Source organism: Streptomyces spirodelae (assembly GCF_017676385.1).
GTDB lineage: Bacteria > Actinomycetota > Actinomycetes > Streptomycetales > Streptomycetaceae > Streptomyces > Streptomyces spirodelae.
The window spans coordinates 113305-135993 of record NZ_JAFFZN010000001.1; the positions used below are offsets into that span (position 1 = coordinate 113305).

At 70.4% G+C, this 22689-nt stretch carries 20 protein-coding genes and 1 pseudogene; 11 read left to right on the forward strand and 10 right to left on the reverse strand.

Features of this window, described 5'->3' with window-relative positions; translation table 11 throughout:
* Positions 1–28 precede the first annotated feature (28 nt).
* Positions 29–823 carry an alpha/beta fold hydrolase gene (locus JW592_RS00485; protein WP_209262791.1) on the forward strand — a complete coding sequence of 265 codons (795 nt, stop codon included), beginning with the start codon at positions 29–31 and terminating at the stop codon, positions 821–823.
* Positions 824–1081: 258 nt separating this feature from the next.
* Here JW592_RS00485 and JW592_RS33495 read toward each other — a convergent pair whose 3' ends face one another.
* The gene (locus tag JW592_RS33495; protein WP_372446438.1) at positions 1082–1687 is read right to left on the reverse strand and encodes a hypothetical protein; all 606 of its coding nucleotides are present in this window, start codon (positions 1685–1687) and stop codon (positions 1082–1084) included.
* Between JW592_RS33495 and JW592_RS00495 the strand changes: the two genes are divergently transcribed.
* On the forward strand, positions 1577–1948 hold the full coding sequence (locus JW592_RS00495) for a hypothetical protein (RefSeq protein WP_209262793.1): 372 nt from the start codon (positions 1577–1579) through the stop codon (positions 1946–1948). The genes JW592_RS33495 and JW592_RS00495 overlap by 111 nt on opposite strands.
* A 162-nt stretch (positions 1949–2110) precedes the next feature.
* On the opposite strand, the pseudogene JW592_RS00500 reads toward JW592_RS00495, so the two are convergent.
* From JW592_RS00500 to JW592_RS00510, 3 genes and pseudogenes are all read right to left on the reverse strand, one after another.
* Positions 2111–2989: pseudogene (locus tag JW592_RS00500) on the reverse strand (alpha/beta fold hydrolase).
* Positions 2990–3057: 68 nt separating this feature from the next.
* Entirely contained in the window at positions 3058–4329 is a 1272-nt protein-coding gene (locus JW592_RS00505) for a glycosyltransferase (protein ID WP_307805242.1), read from the reverse strand.
* A 120-nt stretch (positions 4330–4449) separates the two neighbouring features.
* The gene (locus JW592_RS00510) at positions 4450–5373 is read right to left on the reverse strand and encodes a DMT family transporter (RefSeq protein WP_209262795.1); all 924 of its coding nucleotides are present in this window, start codon (positions 5371–5373) and stop codon (positions 4450–4452) included.
* A gap of 424 nt (positions 5374–5797) precedes the next feature.
* Here JW592_RS00510 and JW592_RS00515 point away from each other — a divergent pair, with 424 nt between their 5' ends.
* Both JW592_RS00515 and JW592_RS00520 read left to right on the forward strand, forming a co-directional pair.
* Positions 5798–7402 (forward strand): TlrC/CarA/OleB/SrmB family ABC-F type ribosomal protection protein, encoded by a 1605-nt coding sequence (locus JW592_RS00515; RefSeq protein WP_209262796.1) that lies wholly within the window; start codon positions 5798–5800, stop codon positions 7400–7402.
* Between the two features lie 91 nt (positions 7403–7493).
* The gene (locus JW592_RS00520; protein ID WP_307805243.1) at positions 7494–8165 is read left to right on the forward strand and encodes a class I SAM-dependent methyltransferase; all 672 of its coding nucleotides are present in this window, start codon (positions 7494–7496) and stop codon (positions 8163–8165) included.
* 118 nt (positions 8166–8283) lie between these two features.
* Here the strand turns inward: JW592_RS00520 and JW592_RS00525 are convergent, their stop codons facing one another.
* Together JW592_RS00525 and JW592_RS00530 are read right to left on the reverse strand one after the other, a co-directional pair.
* Entirely contained in the window at positions 8284–9408 is a 1125-nt protein-coding gene (locus JW592_RS00525; RefSeq protein WP_209262797.1) for a hypothetical protein, read from the reverse strand.
* Positions 9405–9647, reverse strand: a complete 243-nt coding sequence (locus JW592_RS00530) for a hypothetical protein (RefSeq protein WP_209262798.1) — start codon at positions 9645–9647, stop codon at positions 9405–9407. Before JW592_RS00530 ends, JW592_RS00525 begins: the two co-directional genes overlap by 4 nt.
* A 311-nt stretch (positions 9648–9958) precedes the next feature.
* Here JW592_RS00530 and JW592_RS00535 point away from each other — a divergent pair, with 311 nt between their 5' ends.
* Positions 9959–10933 (forward strand): TIGR01777 family oxidoreductase, encoded by a 975-nt coding sequence (locus JW592_RS00535; RefSeq protein ID WP_209262799.1) that lies wholly within the window; start codon positions 9959–9961, stop codon positions 10931–10933.
* A gap of 149 nt (positions 10934–11082) precedes the next feature.
* Here the strand turns inward: JW592_RS00535 and JW592_RS00540 are convergent, their stop codons facing one another.
* On the reverse strand, positions 11083–12579 hold the full coding sequence (locus tag JW592_RS00540; protein ID WP_209262800.1) for a carboxylesterase/lipase family protein: 1497 nt from the start codon (positions 12577–12579) through the stop codon (positions 11083–11085).
* 41 nt (positions 12580–12620) lie between these two features.
* Positions 12621–13535: an MBL fold metallo-hydrolase gene (locus JW592_RS00545; RefSeq protein WP_209262801.1), complete on the reverse strand. Its 915-nt coding sequence runs from the start codon at positions 13533–13535 to the stop codon at positions 12621–12623.
* A 220-nt stretch (positions 13536–13755) separates the two neighbouring features.
* Between JW592_RS00545 and JW592_RS00550 the strand changes: the two genes are divergently transcribed.
* The 3 genes from JW592_RS00550 (at position 13756) to JW592_RS00560 (ending at position 18645) form a co-directional block, all read left to right on the forward strand.
* Positions 13756–16545, forward strand: coding sequence for a helix-turn-helix transcriptional regulator (locus JW592_RS00550; protein ID WP_209262802.1), 2790 nt, complete (start codon positions 13756–13758; stop codon positions 16543–16545).
* A gap of 338 nt (positions 16546–16883) precedes the next feature.
* Positions 16884–17906 (forward strand): hypothetical protein, encoded by a 1023-nt coding sequence (locus JW592_RS00555; RefSeq protein WP_229374966.1) that lies wholly within the window; start codon positions 16884–16886, stop codon positions 17904–17906.
* 97 nt (positions 17907–18003) lie between these two features.
* Complete coding sequence (locus tag JW592_RS00560; protein WP_209262803.1) at positions 18004–18645, forward strand: carbonic anhydrase; 642 nt, start codon at positions 18004–18006, stop codon at positions 18643–18645.
* A 21-nt stretch (positions 18646–18666) separates the two neighbouring features.
* Here JW592_RS00560 and JW592_RS00565 read toward each other — a convergent pair whose 3' ends face one another.
* Positions 18667–19644, reverse strand: coding sequence for an L-threonylcarbamoyladenylate synthase (locus tag JW592_RS00565; RefSeq protein ID WP_209262804.1), 978 nt, complete (start codon positions 19642–19644; stop codon positions 18667–18669).
* Between the two features lie 82 nt (positions 19645–19726).
* Here JW592_RS00565 and JW592_RS00570 point away from each other — a divergent pair, with 82 nt between their 5' ends.
* From JW592_RS00570 to JW592_RS00580, 3 genes are all read left to right on the forward strand, one after another.
* Positions 19727–19909 carry a hypothetical protein gene (locus tag JW592_RS00570; protein ID WP_209262805.1) on the forward strand — a complete coding sequence of 61 codons (183 nt, stop codon included), beginning with the start codon at positions 19727–19729 and terminating at the stop codon, positions 19907–19909.
* A gap of 70 nt (positions 19910–19979) precedes the next feature.
* Complete coding sequence (locus tag JW592_RS00575) at positions 19980–20942, forward strand: phage baseplate protein (protein WP_209262806.1); 963 nt, start codon at positions 19980–19982, stop codon at positions 20940–20942.
* Positions 20943–21200: 258 nt separating this feature from the next.
* On the forward strand, positions 21201–21824 hold the full coding sequence (locus JW592_RS00580; RefSeq protein WP_229374967.1) for a YceI family protein: 624 nt from the start codon (positions 21201–21203) through the stop codon (positions 21822–21824).
* Between the two features lie 88 nt (positions 21825–21912).
* Here JW592_RS00580 and JW592_RS00585 read toward each other — a convergent pair whose 3' ends face one another.
* Positions 21913–22674, reverse strand: a complete 762-nt coding sequence (locus tag JW592_RS00585) for a metallophosphoesterase family protein (RefSeq protein ID WP_209262808.1) — start codon at positions 22672–22674, stop codon at positions 21913–21915.
* Positions 22675–22689: the final 15 nt, after the last annotated feature.

Here is a 22689-nt window from a genome sequence, read left to right on the forward strand (position 1 = left end):
CATCGATCTCGACCGAGGAGAGCAGACCATGCGCAGCGTCGCCGTAACACCCAAGGGTGATCGCATCCGCTGGGTCGAACTGCCCGGGGTGCCCGGACAGGAGCCGCCGCGCGTGTACGTGCACGGCCTGGGCGCTACATCGCCCGCCTACTTCACGGAGGTCGCGGTTCATCCTCTGCTGGCCGGCCGCCGGTCACTGCTGATCGACTTGTTGGGTCACGGCATCAGCGACCGCCCGACGGACTTCGACTACGCCCTGGAATCACATGCCGACGCACTCGCTACTGCTCTGACCAGCGCGGGTGTCATGGGTGCCGAGCTGATCGCGCACAGCATGGGCGGCTCAGTGGCCATCGTCCTGGCCGACCGTCACCCTTCCTTGGTCTCCCGGTTGGTCCTGGTCGACGCCAACCTCGACCCGATACCGCCCACGATCGACTCGGCGAGCAGCAGCGGCATCGCCTCGTACCCCGAGCAGGAGTTCCTGGCGGGCGGATGGGAAGAGGTCCGTGACCGCGTCGGTGCGCACTGGTGGTCCACGATGCGCCTGGCCGGCCGGGAAGCCCTGCATCGCAGCGCGGTCCATCTCACCCGCGGAACCGTCCCCACCATGCGCGAACTCTTGCTCGATTTGAAGATACCCCGCACGTACCTGCTGCCCGAGGCCGATGGCCCCCTCCCGGGCGCCGACGCTCTCACCGAGGCGGGTGTGTCCGTCGTCCCGATCCCGGATTGCGGACACAACATCATGCTGGACAACCCGGAAGCCTTCGTGAGCGCCATCGCGGTGGCCCTCACCGACCGGGAGCAGCATGAGAACTGATCTCAATCGGTGAGTGGAGTGCCTGCGGCGGTCCAAGAGCTTCGCGGCGCATGGTTCGTCATATCAACATGCCGTCTTGGGTTTTACGATTCATTGCCTTGCTGCGCGGAGCCCTTCATGATGTCGCAGTTGTTCAGTGCCACATCGGCTTCAGCTGTATTTCTCTCGCCCGGCGGGGAGCACGGGTGACGGGCATCGGTCTCTCCCCCACGGCCTTGAGGACAGGGCGCGCGCTGGCCGAACAATGCGATTTCCCAGTCACTTCGTCGAGGCAGACAGCAGCTGCCTTCCCGACTCACTGCACGGACGGTACGACCTCGCCCACGCGCACCTGGGGGTGATTACTGGGCGCCCTGTGGCGCTTGCAGACCGGCGAAGCGGAAGCGCCGAGCGGGCGGGGCGCGGGCTGAGGCTCGCCTCGTGGCGTTGCGCGGCGAAGGGGCTCCAGGTGCGGTCGGTTCCCGGAGCCCCTTCGTACGCACGGTCCGCGCTCAGCGGGGGCCGGAGGGCGAGTGCGTCTCGGCCGCGGGCCGGGCCGCCAGCAGCGGCCAAGCGGCCGGTTCGGCTGCTGCGTGGGCCCCGTGGCCAGGCGGTTCCTGCCCGGTGCCCAGACCGCGCTGCTCCACCATCGTGAAGCCGGCCTCCTGCAGAGCCGCCCCCACTGGGCGGCATCACGGCAGAGTCCGCCGTAGACGGCCAGCATGTCGATGCCGAGGATCTTCGCGGGGTCCCAGCCGTCGCCGAGGCGACAACGTGGTCGAGAACGACAAGGCGGGCCTTCCGCTTGCCGATGGCCTGCCGCACTCGGCGCAGCACGGCAGCGGCCGCCTCGTCGGAGAAGGTGTGCAGGACCGCTCGCAGCAGGTAGACGTCACAGTCCTGGGGCACGGACGGGGCCGGGGGCATGGCGCTCGGGTGCGCGGGTCCGAGTGGGTCGACAGCCGCCGTCTCCAGACGAGGGTACGTCTCGGAACCCTGCGGGGCGGTGAGCGCGCCGAAGAGCTGCGGGTCCGAGCGGACGAGCTCCTGGCCACGACCAGGGCCCGGGTGGGCCCGCGCCTGCGGGGGCTGATGGAGGACCGACTCGCCACGGTCGCACCTGAGGCCCGCTACCACCTGGGGTGACGGGATGAGCAGGGCCGACCGGCGGCCCGGGGCGAGCGAAGGAGAGCAACCCGTCATCGGCGCGGATGCGTTGAACGTGTTGCAAGCCACACCAATGACCGGCGATACGGAGCCTCGCAGCGCGCTGCCCCGTCCCAGCACGCTACGGCAGCCTGGACGTTTTCAACCGTCCGCCTCTGCCAGCCGGCTGAGGAGCCGGGAGAGGATCGACTCGGCATGTGTCCATAGCAGCGCCCCGCCGATCCCCGGCACGACATGGTGCCGAGCACCGGGGATGCGGGTCGCGAGCAGTGCACCGTTGTCGGGCGAGTGGCTGGTGTCCCGCTCGCCATACCAGACGTCGGCCGGGACTGCGATCCGGTCGAGCGCGAACGGCCACCGTCCCATGGCCAGAACCGTGTCGCGGGCTTAGCCGCCGGCCCCCTGCACGAATGCCTCGTCCAGAGCCTTGCGGTAGGCAGCCGCGAAATCAGGGTCCTGGTACACGGCAAGGTCGCACTCCGGACTCTGGGCCATGACCATGCCCCACATCGCCTCCGCGGTGAAGCCCACGAAGAACGCCTCGGCACCGGCCGGATCGCGGGCAGTCCGCTCAACCAGGCCGCGCAGCTCCGGCTCCAGAACAGCAGCGCACTCCGGCGCAGCGACCTCGTCCGCACCGGAGACGACCGCCAGCGCTGAGGCGACCCCTTCCGCAGCGCAGGCGAGAGCGAACGGCGCGCCTTGCGAGTTCCCGACAACCGCCGGGCGCCCCAGACCTCGCATCGCGCAGAGCTGACGCATGTCCCCGGCGAAGTCGGAGAAACCGCGTCCGGGCGCGGGTGTCGAGACACCGAGTCCCGGGCGATCCACCGAGACGAGACGCGCTCCCAGTACCTCGACGACGCCCGCGCCGAAACCGAGCCACCGGCTCGTCGCCGCGCCCGGACACAGCAGAACGGGCACCCCGTCCGAAGGACCCCACTCGGCCCAGCCGAGCAACCGGCCGTCGGACAGACGGCTCTCCCCCAGCCGGGCTGGCCTATCGGCGTACACAGTCATGATCGACATCATGACTGTGGAGCAGGGCAGCTCGCACCCGACTTTCACCGCAGCCGCCGGAACCGGGCTCACACCGTCTGATGCCGTCTCGCGGTCCGGTGCCACACGGGTAGCAGATCCTCTTCGAACACCTGGGTCCAGCTCGGGTGCCGGAGCCGCGCCGTCGCCGCTGCTCGCTCCCCCATGGCCACCCGCGCCTGTGGGTGCGCGAGCAGATCCTCCAACGCCCTGGCCCAGCCCTGAGGGGTGTCGTGCTCCACTACGATGCCGTCCCGGCCGGGCTCGGCCAGCCACTGTGTGGTGTGGGCGCCCTCCGGCAGGAGTACAGGCAGGCGGCTGGCCATCGCCTCGGCGACGACGTTGCCGACGGTCTCGGTGTGCGACGGGAAGACGAAGACATCACAACCTGCGTACACCCGGTTCAGCAGGTGCTGCGGCTGTGGCCCCAGCCGCGTCACGTCCGGACCCAGCAGTCTGGCGACGCGGTCCTCGTCCGTACCGGAGCCGACCACGACCAGATGGACCGCACGGCCCCGTCGTCTGAGTCGATGAACCGCTTCCGCGGCGAGTACAGCACGCTTGGAGTCGTCCACCCGGCCGACGAAAAGTACCAGCGGCCGGTCCGCGGGGACGCGGTGGCGACGGACCAGTTCTCCCCTTGCCGCCGGGTCGGGCCGGAACCGCTCGTGATCGACACCTCGCCGCAGCATCGAGACCCGGTCGGGGCCGGTCACCGCGCTGATCTCCTCCAGCCCGCCCGGAGAGGCAGCCAACACCCGGTCACACATGCGCAGCAACCTCTCGTGCCGGCGCCGCGCCAGTCTCCGCACCGCATCCGGCAGGCCGCTCCCGGGGCGGTGCGCCCACCGGGACAAACCTGGCACCTTGGCGAGGGCCTGGCGGGCGTAGACGGACGCCAGCAGCGGAACATCGGAGTGCACGGAGCAGATGAGCCCCGGCCGCTGCGGCGGTGCGGTACTGCGAAAGAGGCGAACCGCCGTCGAGGAGAAGGCGAAGGCATGCGTGAGGTGCCAGATGTCGTGCCGTGGCAGCAGTCCGGCGAGACGAGGGTGGAACGGAGAAAGATCCGTGACGTCGACGCCGCTCATCCCGGGCATGAGGGCTCTGGCGCTGAACACCGGCCGCAAGGAGATGAACCGCACCCGTGGCGAGAGCTCCTCGACGCCCTCGCGCCGTCCGAGTACGTAGACGGTCAGGTCGATGTCGTCCGAGCCGACGGCGCGACGTGCCGCCGCCTCCGCGAACCGCTCCCAGCACTTCACGTGCCCGCCCGCCGAGCCGCTCCTGAACAGTTCCACCAGGACAGCGACGGAGGGCACGTCAGGAGGTCGCAGAGCGGGACCCAACGGTGAACACCGGAGGAAGGGCATGGGCCAGGGGTACCCGACTCGGGCCTGTCGTACCCGGGAGTCGATGCATCTGTGCGAGGCGCCAGCGGCTCACCGCTGCCGGCCTGCGCTCCGGGCCTCCTCCGACGGGGAGGACGCTCGTCGTTGCGCCGCCTGCTGCTCGTGCAATGCTGCCACCACTTCAGAGGTGTCCAGGGACACGATGCCGACAACGGTGGCAGCCACCCCCAACAAGGTGAGCGCGGTCACCGGCCAGCCGATGTCGAGTGTTTCGCCGAACAGAGTCGCGCCGACCACCACGGCGACAAGTGGTTCGGCCGTATCGATCACCGTAACCGTGGCAGCCAGTGGACCTTCCTGGAACGCGCTCTGGATGAGCAGCAGTCCCGCGATGCTGGCGACGACAAGCAGGTAGGTCTGCCAGGCTGAGAAAACCGGGCCGAGCCCCTGCTCCATACGGGCGACAGTGGCGGCGAGCAACACCGACTGAAACCCCATCACCGCACCGCCCGCCAGCGCCATGAAGGACGCACGCCAGGCCCGGAACACGAACCGACGGGCCAGCAGAGCACCGGCCACCGTGGCAGCGACCGCGCCGAGGGCCATCGCCCACCGGCCGAGGTCGGCCACCGCCGGATCACCGCCGTGCGGGCGAGCGGTGACCAGGGCCGTCGCCAGGCCCGCCGTCACAGCGAGGGTGCCGAACCACTCCCTGGCCCCCAGTCGTGCCCGGAACAGGCGTGCCGACAGCGGGACGGCGAACACCAGTTCACAGACGATCAGCGGCTGTACGAGACTGAGCGGCCCGAAAGCCAGTGCCAGGGACTGGAAGCCGTAGGCCAGGACAGCGAGTCCGATACCGCACAGCCACATGGGCCGACGCACCAGATGCCACAACAGTTGCCATGACATCCACTCCCGGTCCGGCCGTACGCCGGCCGCACGCTGCTGGAGCACACCGGCCACCGCGAAGCAGGCACCCGCAGCGAGCGCGACGACAACGGCGACGAACATGCGGTACCTGGACTTCCGCGCCCCTTTTCGGCATGGGCAGAGCGTTCTGCGACTTCGGGTCGGGCGCCCGGCTGACCTGGTGCGGCGACCGTGAGCAGTCTATCGGCGGAGTCGCATTGGAGCGGGAGGCACAGCGCAACGTAGCGAGATCAGCGGACGCCCACCTCGCCATCGGTCGCAGCGAACTGGCCCAGGACATCGAAGAGACAGAGGCGGCGGTGCGCCCCTGGGGCCCACACAGTGAATACGCGAGGCGAGACGTGTCGTCTTGCCAAGTCCCCGGCTCTGCCGTACCTTCGTACCCATGGGTTCCCTGTGAGTCAGCTGGCGCCGACCGCGTAGAGCACTGCTCCGCCGTCGTCGCGCCCCGCCGTGCAGTCATCCGCCTCATTCCGGCCTGCCCCGGGCCAGGAGGGACCGACCCATGCGCACCTCACAGCTCACCCTTCGCGGCGTCACCAAGCGCTACACCGGCCGCACCGTCCTCGAACAGGTCTCCTTTGCCCTCAAGCCAGGCGAGAAGGCCGGGCTCATCGGCGACAACGGCTCCGGCAAGTCCACGCTCCTCAAGCTCATCGCGGGCCAGGAGCGCCCGGACGACGGCGAGTTGACCGTGACCGCCGCCGGCGGCATCGGCTACCTGCCGCAGATCCTCCCGCTCCCACCGACCGCCACCGTTCAAGAGGCCATCGACCTGTCGCTCGCGGACCTTCGCGCGCTGGAGGCGGAGCTGTGCCGGGTCGAGCAGACACTGGGCGACGGGGGTGACCTCGACACGTACGCCGCCCTCCTCGAGCGCTACGAGGTCCGGGGCGGCTACGGCGCGGACCACCGTGTGGACACGGCGCTGTACCACCTCGGCCTGCCCGCGCTGCCCCGCGATCGCCGCCTCGGCACGCTCTCCGGCGGCGAGCGCTCCCGCCTCTCCCTGGCCGCGGTCCTGGCAGGCCGCCCGGAACTGCTGCTGCTCGACGAGCCGACGAACGACCTGGACGACGAGGCCGTCGCCTGGCTGGAGGAGCAACTGCGGGCCCACCGCGGGACGGTGCTCGCCGTCACGCACGACCGCGTCTTCCTCCAGCGTCTGACCACCACGATCCTGGAGGCCGACGCGGGAAGGATCACACGCTACGGAGACGGCTACGCCGGGTACCGGGCCGCCAAGGCCGCCGACCGTCGCCGTCGACTGCGGGAGTACGAGGAGTGGCGCGCGGAGTTGGCCCGTAACGAGCGGCTGGCAGCGAGCGGCGCCGCCCGCCTCGATGGCATTCCGCGCAAGATGCCGCTGGCCAACTTCGGCCACGGCGGCTTCCGTGCGCGCGGCCGCGCGCACGGCGCGATGGTCCGCGTCCGCAACGCCCGCGAGCGCGTCGAGCGCCTCACGGCGAACCCGGTGACTCCGCCTGCCGACCCGCTGGCCTTCACAGCCCGCATCCGCACTGCGGCCGAGTCCGGCGAAGCCATCGAGCTCACCGGGGTACGGGTAGGGGGCCGGCTCCGGCTGGACTCGCTCGTCCTCGGCCCAACCGACCGGCTGCTGGTGACCGGCCCGAACGGCGCGGGCAAGACCACCCTGATCCGGCTGCTGGCCGGTGAGCTGCGGCCGGACGAGGGCTCGGTACGCGTGCCGGGCACGGTCGGCCATCTGCGCCAGGGTGAGACGCGGTGGCCGCCGAGGCTGACGGTGGCGGATGCCTTCGCGCTGGGCCGGCCCGGCTCCGCCGACGACCACGCCGAAGCCCTGCTCCGTCTCGGTCTCTTCCGCCCGGCGGAACTGCGCCTGTGCGTCGGTGACCTCTCGTACGGCCAACGCCGACGCATCGACCTCGCCCGCCTGGTCTCGGACCCCGCCGACCTGCTCCTCCTGGACGAGCCGACGAACCATGTCTCCCCCGCCCTGGTCGAGGAACTGGAGGAGGCCCTGGCCGGGTACCCGGGGGCGGTGGTACTGGTTACGCACGACCGGGCGCTGCGGGGGCGGTTCGAGGGGAAGCGGCTCGCGCTGGAGGCGGGTGCGGTCATGGTGTGAGGGTGCCGACGGCTGCGGTTCGTCCGCCCCGGGGCGTCGGGGCATCAGGGTTAGGATTCGTACCCCCAGGTGCGAAGAAGGGCGGGAGAGGGTGGGCGACGACCCCGAGCGGGAACTGGCCGACGTCCAGCGCGAGCACTGGCAGCACACCTACGACGCCCACCCGGACATGTACGGGCAGCAGCCCAGCGCACCCGCTCGCCACGCGTGCGCCGCCTTCCGGGCAGCCGGGGCTGAGCACATCCTCGAGCTCGGTGCCGGGCACGGCCGCGACACCCTGCTCTTCGCCCGCGAAGGCTTCACCGTCCAGGCCACCGACTTCTCCGGCACCGGCCTGGAACAGCTCCAGCAGGCCGCCCGCGACCAGGGGATCGCCGACCGGGTGACCACCGTGGTGCACGACGTGCGGGAGCCGCTGCCGCTCCCGGACGCGTCGGTCGATGGCGTCTTCGCGCACATGCTGCTGTGCATGGCGCTGTCGACCGGGGAGATCCATGCAGTGGTCGATGAGGTCCGCCGCGTGCTACGGCCCGGAGGCACCTTCGTGTACACCGTCCGGCACACCGGTGACGCCCACTACGGCACCGGCACGGCACACGGCGACGACATCTACGAGCACGGCGGCTTCGCGGTGCACTTCTTCCCTCGCCGCTTGGTCGACGCCCTCGCCGAAAGCTGGACCCTCCACGAAGTCCACGCCTTCGAGGAGGGCGAACTGCCCCGCCGTCTGTGGCGTATCACCCAGACGCGCCCCGCTGAGTAATACCCGTCACCGACGTGCTGCGGGCCGCCCACTGGCGCAGCAGCGCGCGACTCGCCGCTGCCTTTCCCACGCCCGGGCGTCGAAGCCCCTGTGGACGGCAGGCGGGACGGCGGCTTCATCAGTTGTTCCAAGGGGGTGTGGGGCTGGGGCGGGTGCGCGGCACCGGGGTGGTCGAGGGGCTGGACGGCGGGGCGGGCGGGCCGGGAGGCCGTACCGGGGTCGCGGGCTCGGGGTCCACTTTCCAGGGGTCCTTGGGCAGAGCGGCGTCGAGGAATGCCTGATTGCGCTGGGACCAGAGGGCCATCGGGTTCTGCGGGTCGAGCTTGCCCCAGTCGTTGCTCGCTCTTCTCCTGGCCAGCGCCGCTTCCCACTGTTCCAGGTCGCTCCCCTGGTACAGCTGGGTGAGCATCGGCACGTCGTAGCGGATGTTGTAGTGACCTTTCGCCTTGTCATCGGTCACCTTGGAGTAGGCGCCCATGATCGCGGCGATGTACCGGATCGATCCCTCGTCGCTCTTGAGTATCTTCTCGCGCTCCCACACGGCTCTGCGGGGCAGATAGCCCCGGTTCTCGATCTGGTTGACGAGCGGGAAGTCGACATGGACCTTGCCGGGTCCGAACGACGCGTTCTTCACCTCGGTGCCGACGCCGGTCCCTGCGAGCATGCCGGTGGGGATCCCCTTCACGTTCTCCATCGCCTCCCAGGCGATCGCGGCGGCAATCGCCTGAGGGGAGATGTTCCACTTCCGGGCTTCCGCGATGATGCTCTCGCGGTGTGCGGCGATCCAGCTGAGGACCGCGTCCTCCTTGGGCGAGAACGGAGTGCCGTCGGGGCGCAGGCGGCCCGCGCGTGGCAGCAGGTTGGCGTCCCACAGCTCGATGGACAGTTCCACCGGATCGGTGGGGGGCGGCTGACCCGGCACCGGAGTGGGAACGGCATCCTCGGGCAGCTTCCAGAAGGTGCCCTCTACCGTGCACAACTGGGCGCCGTCCCCGGTCTTCTGCATGTGGTGCACCCGGGTCTGGCGCGTCTGCAACTCCGTCGTCTGGGTACGCACGCGCTGGGCGAGGGTGCGAACGCGGGGGGCGGGTGAGGTGTCGACGCGCATCCTGTTCAGCTCTTCCCACAGATCCCCGGCGAGCTGTTCGAGCAAGAACGCGGCGCGCGCGTGCCGGCTCACCAGAGTGTCGAAGGCCGGCATCTTGGCACCGGAGAAGTTCGGATTCCCCACCGGATGGGTCATGGCTTCCCCGGCATCGCCGCGAGCTTCTCCTGGGCGTCCCTGACCGCCTTGGCGAGCTGGGTCTGCAACTCGCGCTGGTCGGCCCGTACGGCGTCATGGAACCGCCGCGCGACCGGGCCGACCCAGGCTTCGTCGTCCATGGCACTGACGGAAGCGTCCAACGCGTGCCAGCAGTCGTCCGAAAGACGCTGAATGCGCCGCACGGTGCGCTGTGCCTCTTCATAGGCGCTGTCGGTCATCTGTCCCCTCCCTGCACGAAAAGCTACGGCCGACGCGACCGGCCGTCGTCACCCACCGGTTCGAACCCGCCCTCAACTTCCGCGGTATGCGCTCCGCCGGGAGCGGTATGCGCGCCGTATACGCTCCCGGCCCGGGAGCGGTATGCGCGCCGCCCGGAAGGGTCGGTTGGGCCACGAAGGCGGTACGCCCCACGCGGCGAAGCACCGGCGGCGACCTGCCCGGCCGAGGGCCATGCCTCGCGCCGCCCCCGTTCGGGCAGGTCGTACGCTCGCTCTACGACGTGAGACGTCACGGTGAGGGGGGAGGGCCAGTGAAGGTAGTGCTGCCGGGAGGGACCGGTCAGGTGGGCGGCGTGCTGCGCCGAGCGCTGACCGCGGCGGGCCACGAGGTCGTGGTCCTGACCAGACGCCCGGTGCGGGACTGCGAAGTCCGGTGGGACGGCCGGACGCTGGGCCCATGGGCGGAGGCCGTCGACGGCAGTGACGTCGTGATCAATCTTGCGGGCCGCAGCGTCAGCTGCCGCTACACAGACGAGAACCTCCGCGCCATGATGGACTCGCGCGTGGACTCCGCACGGGTCGTGGGCGAGGCGATCGCCGCCGCCCGCAAACCGCCCGCCGTCTGGCTCCAGATGAGCACCGCCACTGTGTACGCCCACCGCTTCGACGCGCCGAACGACGAAGCCACCGGGGTGATCGGCGGAGACGAGTCCGGCGTCCCCGGCTACTGGGCCTACAGCGTCCAGATCGCGCGGAACTGGGAGCGGGAACAGGAGCGGGCCGTGACGCCGCACACGCGCAAGGTGGCCTTGCGGGCGGCGATGGTGATGAGCCCGGACCGCGGCGGCGTCTTCGACTACCTGCTGTGGCTGACGCGGCTCGGCCTCGGCGGACCGGTCGCGGGCGGCGCGCAGTACGTGTCCTGGATACACGACCGTGACCTCGTCCGCGCCGTGGAGTTCCTGATCGCCCGGGACGACATCACCGGGCCGGTCAACCTCGCGGCTCCCGACCCGCTGCCGCAGCGGGAGTTCATGCGCGCGCTGCGCGGCGCCTGGGGCATGCCGGTCGGCCTGCCCGCCACGCGATGGATGGCCGAGATCGGTGCCTTCGTTCTCCGCACCGACACCGAACTCCTCCTCAAGAGCCGACGCGTAGTGCCCGGACGGCTGACCGACGCCGGGTTCACCTTCGACCACGGCGCCTGGCCGGACGCGGCAGCCGACCTCGTACGGCGAACGCGCCGCGAGCGGTCCCGCTCACGACGCACGGCAGCGCGTCCCTGACGACACCTGAGCCCGCCCCGAGCCGTGGTGCGGCAGCAGCGTGGCCCCCGTCCCCCGGCAGCCGGCCCGGTCGGTGAGCGGGCACTCACCGACCGGGGCCCGACCTTCCGGCTCGCTGAACGGGCTGCACTCGGAACGGCGCCGGAGGGTCAGCGCCAGGCCTGTCGTTCCTCACTGCGGGGGTCGTCGACCTGCGTCCACTCGGCGCCGATCCGCATCGTGGCGCGGCGCTCCTCGTCGTACGGGTCCCAGCCGGGGTTGCCGGTGCTTGCGAACCTGACCCATGTCTGGTGCATCCGGGCGGCGAGATCGGCGGGGGGCTTGTCAGGGCCGAGCAGGGCGTCGATTCCGTGCAGCCGTGGAAGGTGGGCCACGTCGAAGACGAAGGGCAGCTCGACCGCGTGGGTGGCGCCGAGCTCTCCCTCGAGGGCGTGGGAGCGCCAGGCGAACTCGTAGGCGTAGGTGGCGGATCCAACGTGGGAGGCATGCGCGCCGGCCAAGGCCCAGCTGCCGGCGCCGAACAGCGCGTCGCCCATGATGGCGGAGCGCAGCTCGCCGAACGACGCCTCGGGGCGTGCCTTCCGGTACGTCTCGACAAGTCGCACCGGGTCCGAGTGTGAGCGCGCAGCCGCGTCCTCGACGTCAGCCGTGGTCGACGTGGCGTACTTGCCCACCGGGACCAGATAGAGGTTGCCCTCTTCGGTGTTGGTCCCGATGAGCAGGTCGACGTCGCCGCTGAGGCCGACGGCGACGGATTCGGCGGGCTGCGTCTCCAGCACCAGGCTGAAAGGGCTGAGTCCGATCAACGGGTCGTGGTGCGTCTCGGTCCGCAGGTCGATACCCGCGAGCCGGAGGGCGGCCTCGACCAGACGGTCGTCGGAGAGCTCCGCGAAAGCGTCGGCCCGGGGCTCGATGCCGAGGACCTCCGCTGCTGCCCTGGTGACGCGGGCGGCCTGCTCGGCGGTGAACGCTCCCGTGCCGCTGCCGCTCTGGACGATCGCCCGCCGGAAGAGGCCGGCGGCTTCCGGGGTGGCGAGGACGCCGCCGACGATGGTCGCCCCGGCCGACTGGCCGAAGAGGGTGACGTTGTGCGGGTCACCGCCGAAGGCGGCGATGTTCTCCCGCACCCATCGCAGCGCGGCGACAACGTCGAGCAGCCCGCGGTTGGCGGGCACGCCGGGGAGGTCGAGGAACCCCGCGATGCCGAGCCGGTAGTTGAGGGTGACGAGGACGACACCGTCGCGGGCGAAGGCGGAACCGTCGTACAGCTCGGACCGCGTCGAACCGGCGACGAATCCGCCGCCGTGGACGAACACCATGACCGGCAGGCCGCCGCCCGCGGCCGCGCCGGCGGGCGTCCAGACGTTCACGGTGAGGTAGTCCTCGCCACGGCTCCAACCGGTACCGAAGTACGGGGACATGTCGATGCTGCCGAGCTTGCGCTCGGACTGCGGTGCGTTGGGACCCGGTGCGGTGGCGTCCCGTATGCCGTCCCACCGCTCGTGCGGCTGGGGCAGCGCGAATCGGCCGGCGCCGCGGGGCGGGGCGGCGTAAGGGATGTTGCGGAAGACGGCTGTGTCGCCCTGACGCAGTCCGCGGACGGCTCCCTGCTCCGTGGTCACGACGGGTCGGGGTCGGTTGCTCATATCTCGTGTCTCTCCGTGGAACTCGGCTTTCCCGGTCGGACTCAAACCTGCTCGGGGTACGGGGCGAAGGGAGCCCAGCCCTTGATGGCGAACCGCTCTCCCTCGCGGGCCACTTCGGCTGCGCCGTGACCGCCCAGATGCGCCGGGACCACGAGTGCGTTGTTGTCGGCCGCCCAGCCCAGCACCTTGCGGCGGGTGGCGCGGGCGGCTGCGGGGTCCTCGCAGAAGCAGCTGTTGGAGTCGGGCTCGAGGATCTGCACGGGACTGTGCAGCATGTCCCCGACGAACACGGCGCGGTCCGTCCCAGAGGTGAGGGTCAGCACGGAGGAGCCGGGGGTGTGCCCGGGAGCCGCGTCGAGGCGAAGGTCGGCGTCTATCTGGTGGCTGTCTTCCCACAGCAATGTCTGGCCGGCCTGGTGCACCGGGGCCACGCTGTCCTCGAAGACGTTCTGGTTGCCCCGACCGAGCAGCGGTTTGTACTCGTTCTCCGGGTTCCAGAAGTCGAAGTCTTCCTTCGGCATCAGATAGGTCGCGTTGGGGAAAGTGGGTACCCATTCCCGGCCGTCCAGATACGTGTTCCAGCCAACGTGATCGATGTGGAGGTGTGTGTTGATCACGAGGTCCACGTCTTCGGGCTCCACGCCGGCGCGTGCGAGATTGGCCAGGAAACCTGTTTCGAGGCGGTTCCAGACCGGCGCGTACGGGCGATCCTTGTAGTTGCCCACGCCGGTGTCGACCAGGACGGTCTTGCCTCCGCTGCGCAGCAGCCAGGTCTGGACAGCGGAATTGACGATATTGGTCTCGGAATCGAGGAAATGCGGAGCCAGCCATGAGGCGCCGCCGCTCCACACCTCCTGAGGGCTATCGGGGAAGAAGGCGTCGGGAGTCATTTCGACGGGGCCGAAGTATTCCCATACCCGAGTAATGGTTACGTTGCCGAGCGTGATTTGGTCCATGTGAGGTCCTCGGAAAGGCGGTGATTTTCCTGGAACCGTACGAGCGGGCTCGGCGCACGCGGTATCCGTAACGTGACTGCACCTGTGCGCAGGGCCGGGCGCCGGGGCCCTGCGCTGGATCCAGGCAGCGGACACGGGCACCGGACCCGGGCGCTTGTAGCCTGTACGTGGCCAGGGCGAAGCGACTCCGGTCTCGAAAGGCACAATTCCGGGAGACCCCGTGGGCGAGCACACATGCGACCGCGGTGCGGTTGTGGAGTCCGAGCCGGATTCCCGGGAGCTGCTCGTCGGCCGGGGCGCGGAATTGGCACGCCTCTTCCGTGCGGTGGACTCGGTGGCGGCCGAACCGGTGCTGATGCTGGTCGGTGAGGTGGGGGCGGGCAAGAGCGCGCTGCTGGATCAAGCGGCGCTGCGGGCTGAGGCCGGCGGCGCTCGCGTCCTGCGTGCCACAGGGAGCGAGTCGGAGTCGAGCCTCGCCTTCTCCGCGCTGCATCAGTTGCTGCGGCCGGTCCTGGCCGGGGTGGACGGACTGCCAGGGAGGCAGCGCGCTGCGCTGCGGGACGCCTTCGGCGAGGGGTCGGCCACGTCGGGACCCGATCTCATGCTGACCGGGGTCGCCGTCCTGAGCCTGTTGTCAGGCTTGGGCGACCACCATCCCGTGCTCGTGGTGCTGGACGATGCGCAGTGGTTCGACCGTGCTTCCCTGGATGCGCTGTCCTTCGCCGCCAGACGACTGGAAGGTGAACCGGTCACGATGCTGATCGGGGCCCGTGACAGCGATCGCGTTCCCGGATTCGACCGTCATACGCCGACGCTCACCCTGGAACCGCTCGACGACGCCGCGGCCAATCAACTGCTGGACCTGCGGCCGAAGAGCCCCACCGGCCGTATCAGAGCGCGGATTCTCGAGCAGGCAGGCGGCAACCCGCTGGCACTGGTGGAACTGACGAGGACGGCCTCAACACAGGAGAGGGCTGCGGGACCGCCGTCCACGGGTCCGCTTCCGCTCCCCGACCGCCTGGAGCGGGTCTTCGCCGCCCGCCTGGACAGCCTCCCCGCCTCCACCGCGCGGGCTCTGCTGCTCCTGGCCGCCATGGACAGCGCCGACTGGACGGTCGCCGTCTCGGCGAGGCTGCCGTGTGCCGAGGACGCGGCCTGGATTCCGGCCGAGCAGGCCGGGCTGGTACGGCGGACCAGCCGGGACGTCCAGTTCCGCCACCCGCTGGTCCGGTCAGCCGTGTATCACGCAGCCTCCTCGGGCGCCCGGCGCGAGGCTCACCTCTCGCTCGCCACGATGCTGCGGGACGAGCCGGACCGGAGTGCCTGGCATCGTGCAGCCGCCTGCCCGCACCCGGACGCGGCCGTGTCGGCGGAGCTGGAGCGGACCGCCGGACGGGCCCGCCGCCGCGGCGGCCACGCGGCGGCGGCCCGTGCCCTGCAGCGCGCGGCGGAACTCGCCCCCCAGCGCGAGGAGAGTGCCCGGCTGCTGGTCGAAGCCGCCGCAGCGGCGGTGTTCACCGGGGACCTCGCCTGGGTCGAGGAACTGGTCGCCGCGGTACGAACGCGCACGGATGACGCAGCTCTGCTGGCCTCCGCCACCGTGCGGGCCGGACGGCTGGCGGTCCTGGCCGGGCGCCACCTCAGGGTCTTCTCCCGGCTGGCCGACGCGGCCGAGGAACTGGCGGTCTCCCAGCCCGCGGCCGGGCTGGAACTCCTGGCCGGTGCCGCCGTGGTCCGCTTCTACTCCGGAGAGGACGCCCAGCGCCACCGCATCCGGGACATCCTGCGCCGCCTTCAAGCGAACGCTTCGCACGCAGGCTTGCGCACCTGGGTGCGGGCCGTGTCGGAGCCCTTCGACGACTGGGCCCAACTCGTCTCCCTGCTGCCGCAGCTGGCTGCCGAGGCGGAAGGCCGGCCGGAGCGGCTCACCGCCGTCGGGATCATGGCGTGGCTCCTGGACGAGACCCCACAGGCCGTCCGTGCCTTCGACGAGGCATTCGACCGCTGGGAACTGCAGGGCGCGCTGCCCGAGGGGCTGGGCGGCGCGGTCGCCTGGGCCTACGTGGAGCGAGGACGGTGGGAACAGGCCCGCGAGGCCTGCGCCCGCATCACCGCGGTCGGCCGGGCGACCGGCCTCGACCACGCCGTGGCCTGTGCGGCAACCGTGGAGGCCACCCTGCTGGCCTTCCAGGGCGAGGTGTCCTCGGCCCGCACCCGGGCCGAGGAAGCGCTCGCTCTGGTCGATCCGCTGGAAAGCCGCTCGGTCGCCGTCTACGCCCACCGAGCGCTCGGTGCCGCTGCGGCCGCGGAAGGGGCGTACGGGACCGCGTACGGCCGGCTCCGCATGATCTTCACGGCAGACGGCGCGCCCGTGCATTACCACGCCTCCTACCCGGCACTCGCGGATCTGGCCGCCGCCGCTGTGCGCTGCGGCCGCCACGAGGAGGCTGCCGCGATCGTGGAGCGCTCGGCAACAGCGCTTGCGGACAACACCTCACCTCGTCTGCGTGCGCTGATCAGCCGAGCCCGTGGCCTTCTCGCGGACCCCGAGGACGCCGAACCGCACTTCCGGGCGGCTCTGGCTGATCCGGGCCTGGAGTACTGGCCCTTCGAACGTGCACAGACCCTGCTCGACCTCGCCGAGTGGCTGCGGCGCCGTCGGCGCATCGCGGAGGCGCGTGGGCCGCTCACCGAGGCCCTGGAGGTCTTCCGTCGCTTGGACGCACACCCGTGGATCGAACGTGCCCGGGCCGAATCGCGCGCCGCCGGCCTCGACGTCACGGACGCGGCCCCCGACGCGCTCGCCGGCCTCTCCCCGCAGCAGCAGCAGATCGTCCGGCTCGCCGCCCGCGGGCTGACCAACCGTGAGATCGGCGAGAAGCTCTTTCTCTCCCCGCGCACGGTCAGTTCGCACCTCTACCGCTGCTTTCCCAAACTGGGCGTCACCGCCCGTTCCCAGCTGCGCGACCTCATCGAGGGGACCCTCGCGACGGCGGCCCACCAGCAATAGGTACACCTCCGGCCACCTCCGGCGGTGCCACTGTCAGCCGGGCACAAACCGCGCGGTGTCAGCAGCGCTGGGACGCCCCGGTCCGGGTAGCGCTGTGAGCGGCTGACTCCCCCGTGAACCGGGAGGAGACGCGAGGGCAGAATGTGAAGGAACAGCGACGGCTGCGGGGCCGGCGCCGACAGCAGGAGGGGGCGGTGGGGATGGCGGGGCGGGCTGCGAGAGAGCCGGGCGCGGGCGAGCAGGGAAGGCGTGGCGGGTTGGGGAGTGCGGCGCAGCCGGCGAAGCGGGGGAAGTCCACGAAGGCCCTGCCCCCTGTCCTCGTCGGTCTGCTCCTTGCGTTGGTCGGAGCGGGACTGCTCGCGGCCGTGCCGGTCGCGCTGGCGAAGAACAGCGAGTACGTTTCCGCGCCGTCCTGCTCGGCCGACCGCCGGTCGGACTCCTGCAGGACGACTGTCCCCGCCACCATCGAGGGCACGCAGAAGGAGTCGAGCGGCAGGAGCGTCCACTACTGGCTGCTGCTCACCGAGAAGGGCTCAGGCCACGTGCAGCGGGTGCGGATGACCGGGTCGGCTCCGGTGTACGACGCCGTGCGTGCCGGGGACGAGGTCGAGGTGACGCGCTGGCGGGGTGAGATCCGCACTGTGCGGTTCGGGGCCGCGGCCCAGGAGACCAAGGCGTCGCCGGCTGACGACTGGCGGCTTCCGCTGGCCTTCGGTCTGCTGACGCTGCCCTTCGGACTCGGCCTGCTCATGATCGGCTGGTGGCTGCGCTACCGTCACCCCACCGCGGCCTTCGCCGACGCCTGGCCGGTCACCGTGGGGATGGTGACGGCCACCGTCACCAGCTGTGTCGGCATGGCCAGTGCCATGGTCACCGACAGCGTGCAGACGGCCTGCCTGGTCACCGCCGCCGGTATCCCGCCCGCCACGGGACTCGGAGCCCTGTGCGCTTGGGGCCTGCGGCGGCGCGAGCGACGTGCCGCGGACACCAGTGACATCGCCCCCCTCGTTCCCGGGGAGAGGCGTTGCGTGGATGCGACCGTGCTGGGGGACGTCCCCTACAGCGTGGAGGGATTCGCGTATCTGGTGATAGGCGACGGGCGCCCGGCGACCACGCCTGACCCCGCCGGTCGTGTGGCCCGCAGGGAGTTGCCCGAGACGCTGACCGTTCAGCGCCTGAGAGCTGTGCGGCCCGACGACGTCGACGCCTGGTACCGCTCCTACAAGCACGACTATTCCTACAAGCTCGACCACGTCGTCATCGAGTGCCTGGACGGCGACCAGCCGGTTCTCATCATCCTCAGCCGCCGCGATGCCCCGATGACGCTCGGCGCGCTGACCGCCTCCCCCACCACCGCGTAGCACCTTCCCACCCTGCTGGAAGGCGCGCAGCCACAAACCGCGGTTACGGCCGGACCTGGTAGCTCTGTGCCCGGGGTCCGGTCGTAGTCTGCTTCCTATGATCGACAGAGAGACACTCACGCCCGCGGAAGCCTTCGAGATGCTGCTGGCCGGCAACCAGCGGTTCGTCGCCGGGGCGCCTGAGCACCCGAACCAGGACGCCACTCGCCGTACCGAGCTCGTCCCGGCGCAGAACCCGTTCGCGGTGCTTTTCGGCTGCTCCGACTCCCGCCTCGCCGCCGAGATCATCTTCGACCGGGGGCTGGGAGACCTGTTCGTCGTCCGCACCGCAGGCCACGTCGCGGGGCCGGAGGTGCTGGGCAGCGTCGAGTACGGGGTGAGCGTGCTCGGCGCCCCGCTGGTGGTGGTGCTCGGCCACGATGCGTGCGGCGCGGTCGCCGCGACCCGCGCCGCTGTGGAGGACGGCACACCGGCGGGCGGATACGTGCAGGATGTGATCGAGCGGGTCACCCCCAGCGTGCTGGCCACCCGCGCCGCCGGACACACCGAAGGCGCCGACTTCATCGCCGAGCACGTCCGGCACACCGTCGGCATGCTGCTGGAGCGCTCCCGGGCACTGGCCGAAGCGGTCGACGCCGGCCGGGTGGGAGTTGTGGGGCTGTCCTACCGCCTGGCCGACGGAACGGCTCACGTCGTCACAACCCGCGGACTGGAGGTGCCCGCCGACACGGCTTCGTGACGCCGGGCGGTCGGCGCTGGGTCACACGGCGAGCCGGGGTCCCGCGGCACGCCGGAGCCGGTTGGCGATCGCCAGCCCCAGCCCCTCCTCCGCCGGCAGGGAGGCGACAATGAGGTCGCATCCCCGCTGGTCGAGCTCGCGCAGGAAGCCGTACAGCCCGCGCGCGTAGGCAGCCGTCGAAGCGGGAACGTCCACCACGGCGTGCGCCTTCACGGGGGCGTCGGCGCAGGAGGGGGGAAGCAGGACGCCCACCCGGTGGCCCAGCTCTTGCTCGCGCCCGGCTTCGGCGACGACCTTCTCCGGCTCCACGAGGATGACCCGCGCCCGCGGCGCGTAGTGCGACGGATGCTGCCCCGGCACGCGCACGCGGCTCGTCGAGGGGACAGTGAGCGGGCGCCCCAGCACCGCCTCGAGGTCTTCGCGTGTCACCCCGCCGGGCCGGAGGATGCTCGGGGTGTCACCGGTGGCGTCGACGATGGTCGACTCGACGCCGACCTCGCAGGGGCCGCCGTCCAGCACGAAATCGACGGCGTCACCGAGCTCCGCACGGACGTGGTCCGCCGTGGTGGGGCTGACCGAGCCGAAGCGGTTGGCGGACGGGGCCGTCACACCACCGCCGAACGCCGACAGCAGTTCGAGTGCCACGGGGTGGGCGGGCACGCGCACGGCCACCGTCTCCAGGCCACCCGTCGCCTCAAGGGGCACTCGGCGCCCACGCCGCAGGACCAGCGTCAGCGGCCCGGGCCAGAAGTGTTCAGCCAACGTGCGCACAGCCGCCGGCACCTCCTCGACCCAGTCCCCCAGCTGCTCCCCGCCGCCGAGGTGGACGATCAGCGGGTGGGAGGGCGGGCGGCCCTTGGCCTGGAAGATCCGGCTGACCGCGGCGGGATCCTCGGCATTGGCGCCCAGCCCGTAGACGGTCTCGGTCGGCAGGGCTACGAGGCCTCCGGCGCGCAGCACCCCGGCTGCCTTCTCGATGTCGCTGCTTGTTGCCAACACGCTCGCATCCTCTCACTGGCATCGCTCTCCCCCGTTCCGTGGCCCCGTCCACGCATAACGACGCGGGAGACGGTGGGAGTCGATGAGGTATGCCACCGCCCTGCGCAAGCTGCTGGAGTCGTACCGGGGACACGACGCTGATGTGACCCAGGCGACGGGCGGCAACCTGGCGGGAGCCGGTTTCGCTGACGCGAGGTTGGCCCGCTCCCCCTCCCACAGCAGCCATCTCCCCCAACCAGAGGACGCCCGGCCGCGATTGGCCTAGATTTGACCTGTACACGCCATTTCGCTTTCGCATGCGCACGCGCACGCGCACGCAGGACGGAGGGAATGCCATGTCTCATACGCCGCTGACACGCCGGGGGATGCTGCAGACCGGAGGCGGTCTCGCCCTGGCCGCACTCGGCCTGGGGGCCGGTTCCGGCAACGCCTCGGCCGCCGTGCCGGCCACTCGGCGCTTCGACCTGACCAAGCCGTCGTACGACCTCTACCGGCACAAGCCGCTGCACGACGACACGGTGCAGCAGAGCTTCGCCTTCGACAGCGTCAACAAGCGGCTGTTCGTCGCGCAGCGCCGGAACGGCTCCCCCTCGTCGGCCGGTGACCTGTGCATGACCCAGCTGGACTTCGCGGGCGGCTACACCACCTTCATGCACCTCAAGGGGTTCGGCCACGGTGTCGCGTTCGGCGTCGAACCAGTGGGCGGGTCCAGCTATCTGTGGACCGAGGTCGACGCCAACGCCAACGGCTACGGGAGACGGCTGGCCCGCTTCAAGTTCAGCGGCGGCACCACGCTCGACCACTCCGCGGCGATCACCAAGTTCGCACCGGTGCCCGGCGCGGTGGAGTACACCTGCTCCATCGATCCCGTCCACAACAACCTGACAGTCCGGTACCACAGCGACGGTGCCAAGCACATCATCGTCTACAGCCTGGCCGACGCGCGCTCCGGTGACTTCAGCAAGCCCAAGGCCCACTTCAAGCAGCCGTCGATCTCCGGCACCATGCAGGGCTACACCAGCTACGGCTCGTACGCGTACTTCATGACGGGCAACGCCTACTCCTCGTCGAACCCTTACCCCGGGAACACCTACCTCAGCAGCGTCGACCTCAACACCGGCACCGTGAAGCAAGGCCCCACCCTCACCAAGGCCGGCAGCACCCTCTCCTTCCGCGAGCCCGAAGGACTGGCGATCTACCGAACGGACGCCGGACAGTCGCGCCTCTTCCTGGGTTTCGCGTCAGGAGACGCAGGCGACCGCCGCTCCAACCTCTTCTACAAGAACGTCCTCGTCTGAGCACCCATCGGGTGAACTGCGCTGCATTCCCAGGAGCGTTGTCGTCGTCGTACGGCTCGCCCTCCCCCGGTGGTCGGGTCTCGTCGGCAGGGTCCGGAAGAGATTCGACGATCACGTGAAGATTTCGAGTGAGGCAACTGGACCTTCCCCACCATAGGGGTCGTATTCGGAGCGAGAGCACGGCAATTGGTGGTGCAGCATTGCCGGACTGCCCGTCAACGAGTCGCCAGGTGAAGCATGAAACTGTTCAGGCGTGGAATGCCCACCCAGCCCCCGAATCACACTGCCGCGTACGGAGACCCCCGGCCGGACGTCGCGGTGCTCGACCCGGCTCTGCAGGAGCTCACCGGGGAATGGATCATCGATCCGGCCCACAGCCGGATCGGTTTCTCCGTACGCCATGCCATGGTGACCACGGTGCGGGGGTCTTTCACCGAGTACCAGAGCCGGCTCTTCTTCGACGGCCGCGAACCGTCCCGTTCCCGCGCCGAGGTTGTCATTTCCACGGCCAGCGTCGACACAGGGGTGGGCCAGCGTGACGCCCACCTGGTCGGCCGTGACTTCTTCGACGCCGACAACTATCCGCAGATGAGGTTCGTCAGCACACAGGTGCAGCCGATCAGCAGCGACACCTACCGTATGGCAGGAAACCTCACGATCAAGGACGTGACCCGGCCCGTCGTGCTGGAGATGACCTACATAGGCCACGTGCTGGACCCCTTCGGCTACCAACGCGCGGGCTTCGACGGTACGACCACCATAGATCGCTCCGACTGGGGCCTGACGTACAACAGCAAGCTGGCCGAAGGCGGCTCGATGGTCAGCGAGAAGGTACGCCTGCAGTTCGACATCGCCGCGATCCGGAACGCACCTCCCAACTGAGAGCCTGCTCCGGCAGCGCCGTTCCATACGTGCGGACGGCCCCCGGCCGCTCCTGTGCCCCGCTCCTTCCGGTGAGCGGCATGGACCCTCACGGCGTCTCGTCGCGTCCGTCCCGTGGGGCGAAGGCGTCGAGCGCTTCCGCGTCGGTGGCGCGGGCGTGCAGGAAGTAGTCGGCCCACTCGGCGATGTCGGGGTAGGAGCAGTCCCGGGTGATCCGGCGGATGGCGGCCTCGATGTCGAAGTCGGTTGTGCGAAGGTCGACGCCCGGCCCCAGGAGGGCCCAGTGGGCTCCGGCTCTTCCGTAGGGCATACCGACACTGCCGGGGTTGATCACCAGTCGGCCGTGCGCCAGGCGCACGAACGGCATATGGGTGTGACCGCAGACCACCGTGCGGATGTCGGCGTCGAGCCCGCCCAAGACCTCCTCCCAACGGTCGAGGCGGGAGTCGACCAGAACGACCTCTTCATCGTTCCGCGGGGTGGCATGGCAGAACAGCACCGTTCCCAGGCCGCGCACGGGGACGGAGAGCGACTGCGGCAAGGAACCGAGAAGGCTCAACTGGTCCTCGCTCAGCTGTTCGGCGGCCCAGGGAGCGATCGGGTCAGGGATGGTGTCCCGGTCTCCCCGGCGGTACCCGAGGAGCTCGCGGTCGGCGTTTCCGCTGATCCAGATCACCCGTTCGCCGAGGCCGGCCAGCAGGTCGAGAACCTGGCACGGCTGCGGGCCGGCGGTGATGTCGCCGGTGAGAACGATGCGATCGGCCGCGCTCACCTCCGGTTCTGCTAGCACAGCCTCCAGGGCCGGCAGGACTCCATGGATGTCGGACAGGACGGCTACTCGGTTCAGCATGGTCACCACTTTGGG

What these genes read in the sequence shown, in the direction of transcription:
- JW592_RS00560 (WP_209262803.1), top strand. Translation starts at nt 18,004, where the DNA reads ATGATCGACAGAGAGACACTCACGCCCGCGGAAGCCTTCGAGATGCTG.
- JW592_RS00515 (WP_209262796.1), top strand. Translation starts at nt 5,798, where the DNA reads ATGCGCACCTCACAGCTCACCCTTCGCGGCGTCACCAAGCGCTACACC.
- JW592_RS00540 (WP_209262800.1), bottom strand. Translation starts at nt 12,579, where the DNA reads ATGAGCAACCGACCCCGACCCGTCGTGACCACGGAGCAGGGAGCCGTC.
- JW592_RS00580 (WP_229374967.1), top strand. Translation starts at nt 21,201, where the DNA reads ATGCCCACCCAGCCCCCGAATCACACTGCCGCGTACGGAGACCCCCGG.
- JW592_RS00485 (WP_209262791.1), top strand. Translation starts at nt 29, where the DNA reads ATGCGCAGCGTCGCCGTAACACCCAAGGGTGATCGCATCCGCTGGGTC.
- JW592_RS00585 (WP_209262808.1), bottom strand. Translation starts at nt 22,674, where the DNA reads ATGCTGAACCGAGTAGCCGTCCTGTCCGACATCCATGGAGTCCTGCCG.
- JW592_RS00545 (WP_209262801.1), bottom strand. Translation starts at nt 13,535, where the DNA reads ATGGACCAAATCACGCTCGGCAACGTAACCATTACTCGGGTATGGGAA.
- JW592_RS00570 (WP_209262805.1), top strand. Translation starts at nt 19,727, where the DNA reads ATGAGGTATGCCACCGCCCTGCGCAAGCTGCTGGAGTCGTACCGGGGA.
- JW592_RS00530 (WP_209262798.1), bottom strand. Translation starts at nt 9,647, where the DNA reads ATGACCGACAGCGCCTATGAAGAGGCACAGCGCACCGTGCGGCGCATT.
- JW592_RS00510 (WP_209262795.1), bottom strand. Translation starts at nt 5,373, where the DNA reads ATGTTCGTCGCCGTTGTCGTCGCGCTCGCTGCGGGTGCCTGCTTCGCG.
- JW592_RS00575 (WP_209262806.1), top strand. Translation starts at nt 19,980, where the DNA reads ATGTCTCATACGCCGCTGACACGCCGGGGGATGCTGCAGACCGGAGGC.
- JW592_RS00525 (WP_209262797.1), bottom strand. Translation starts at nt 9,408, where the DNA reads ATGACCCATCCGGTGGGGAATCCGAACTTCTCCGGTGCCAAGATGCCG.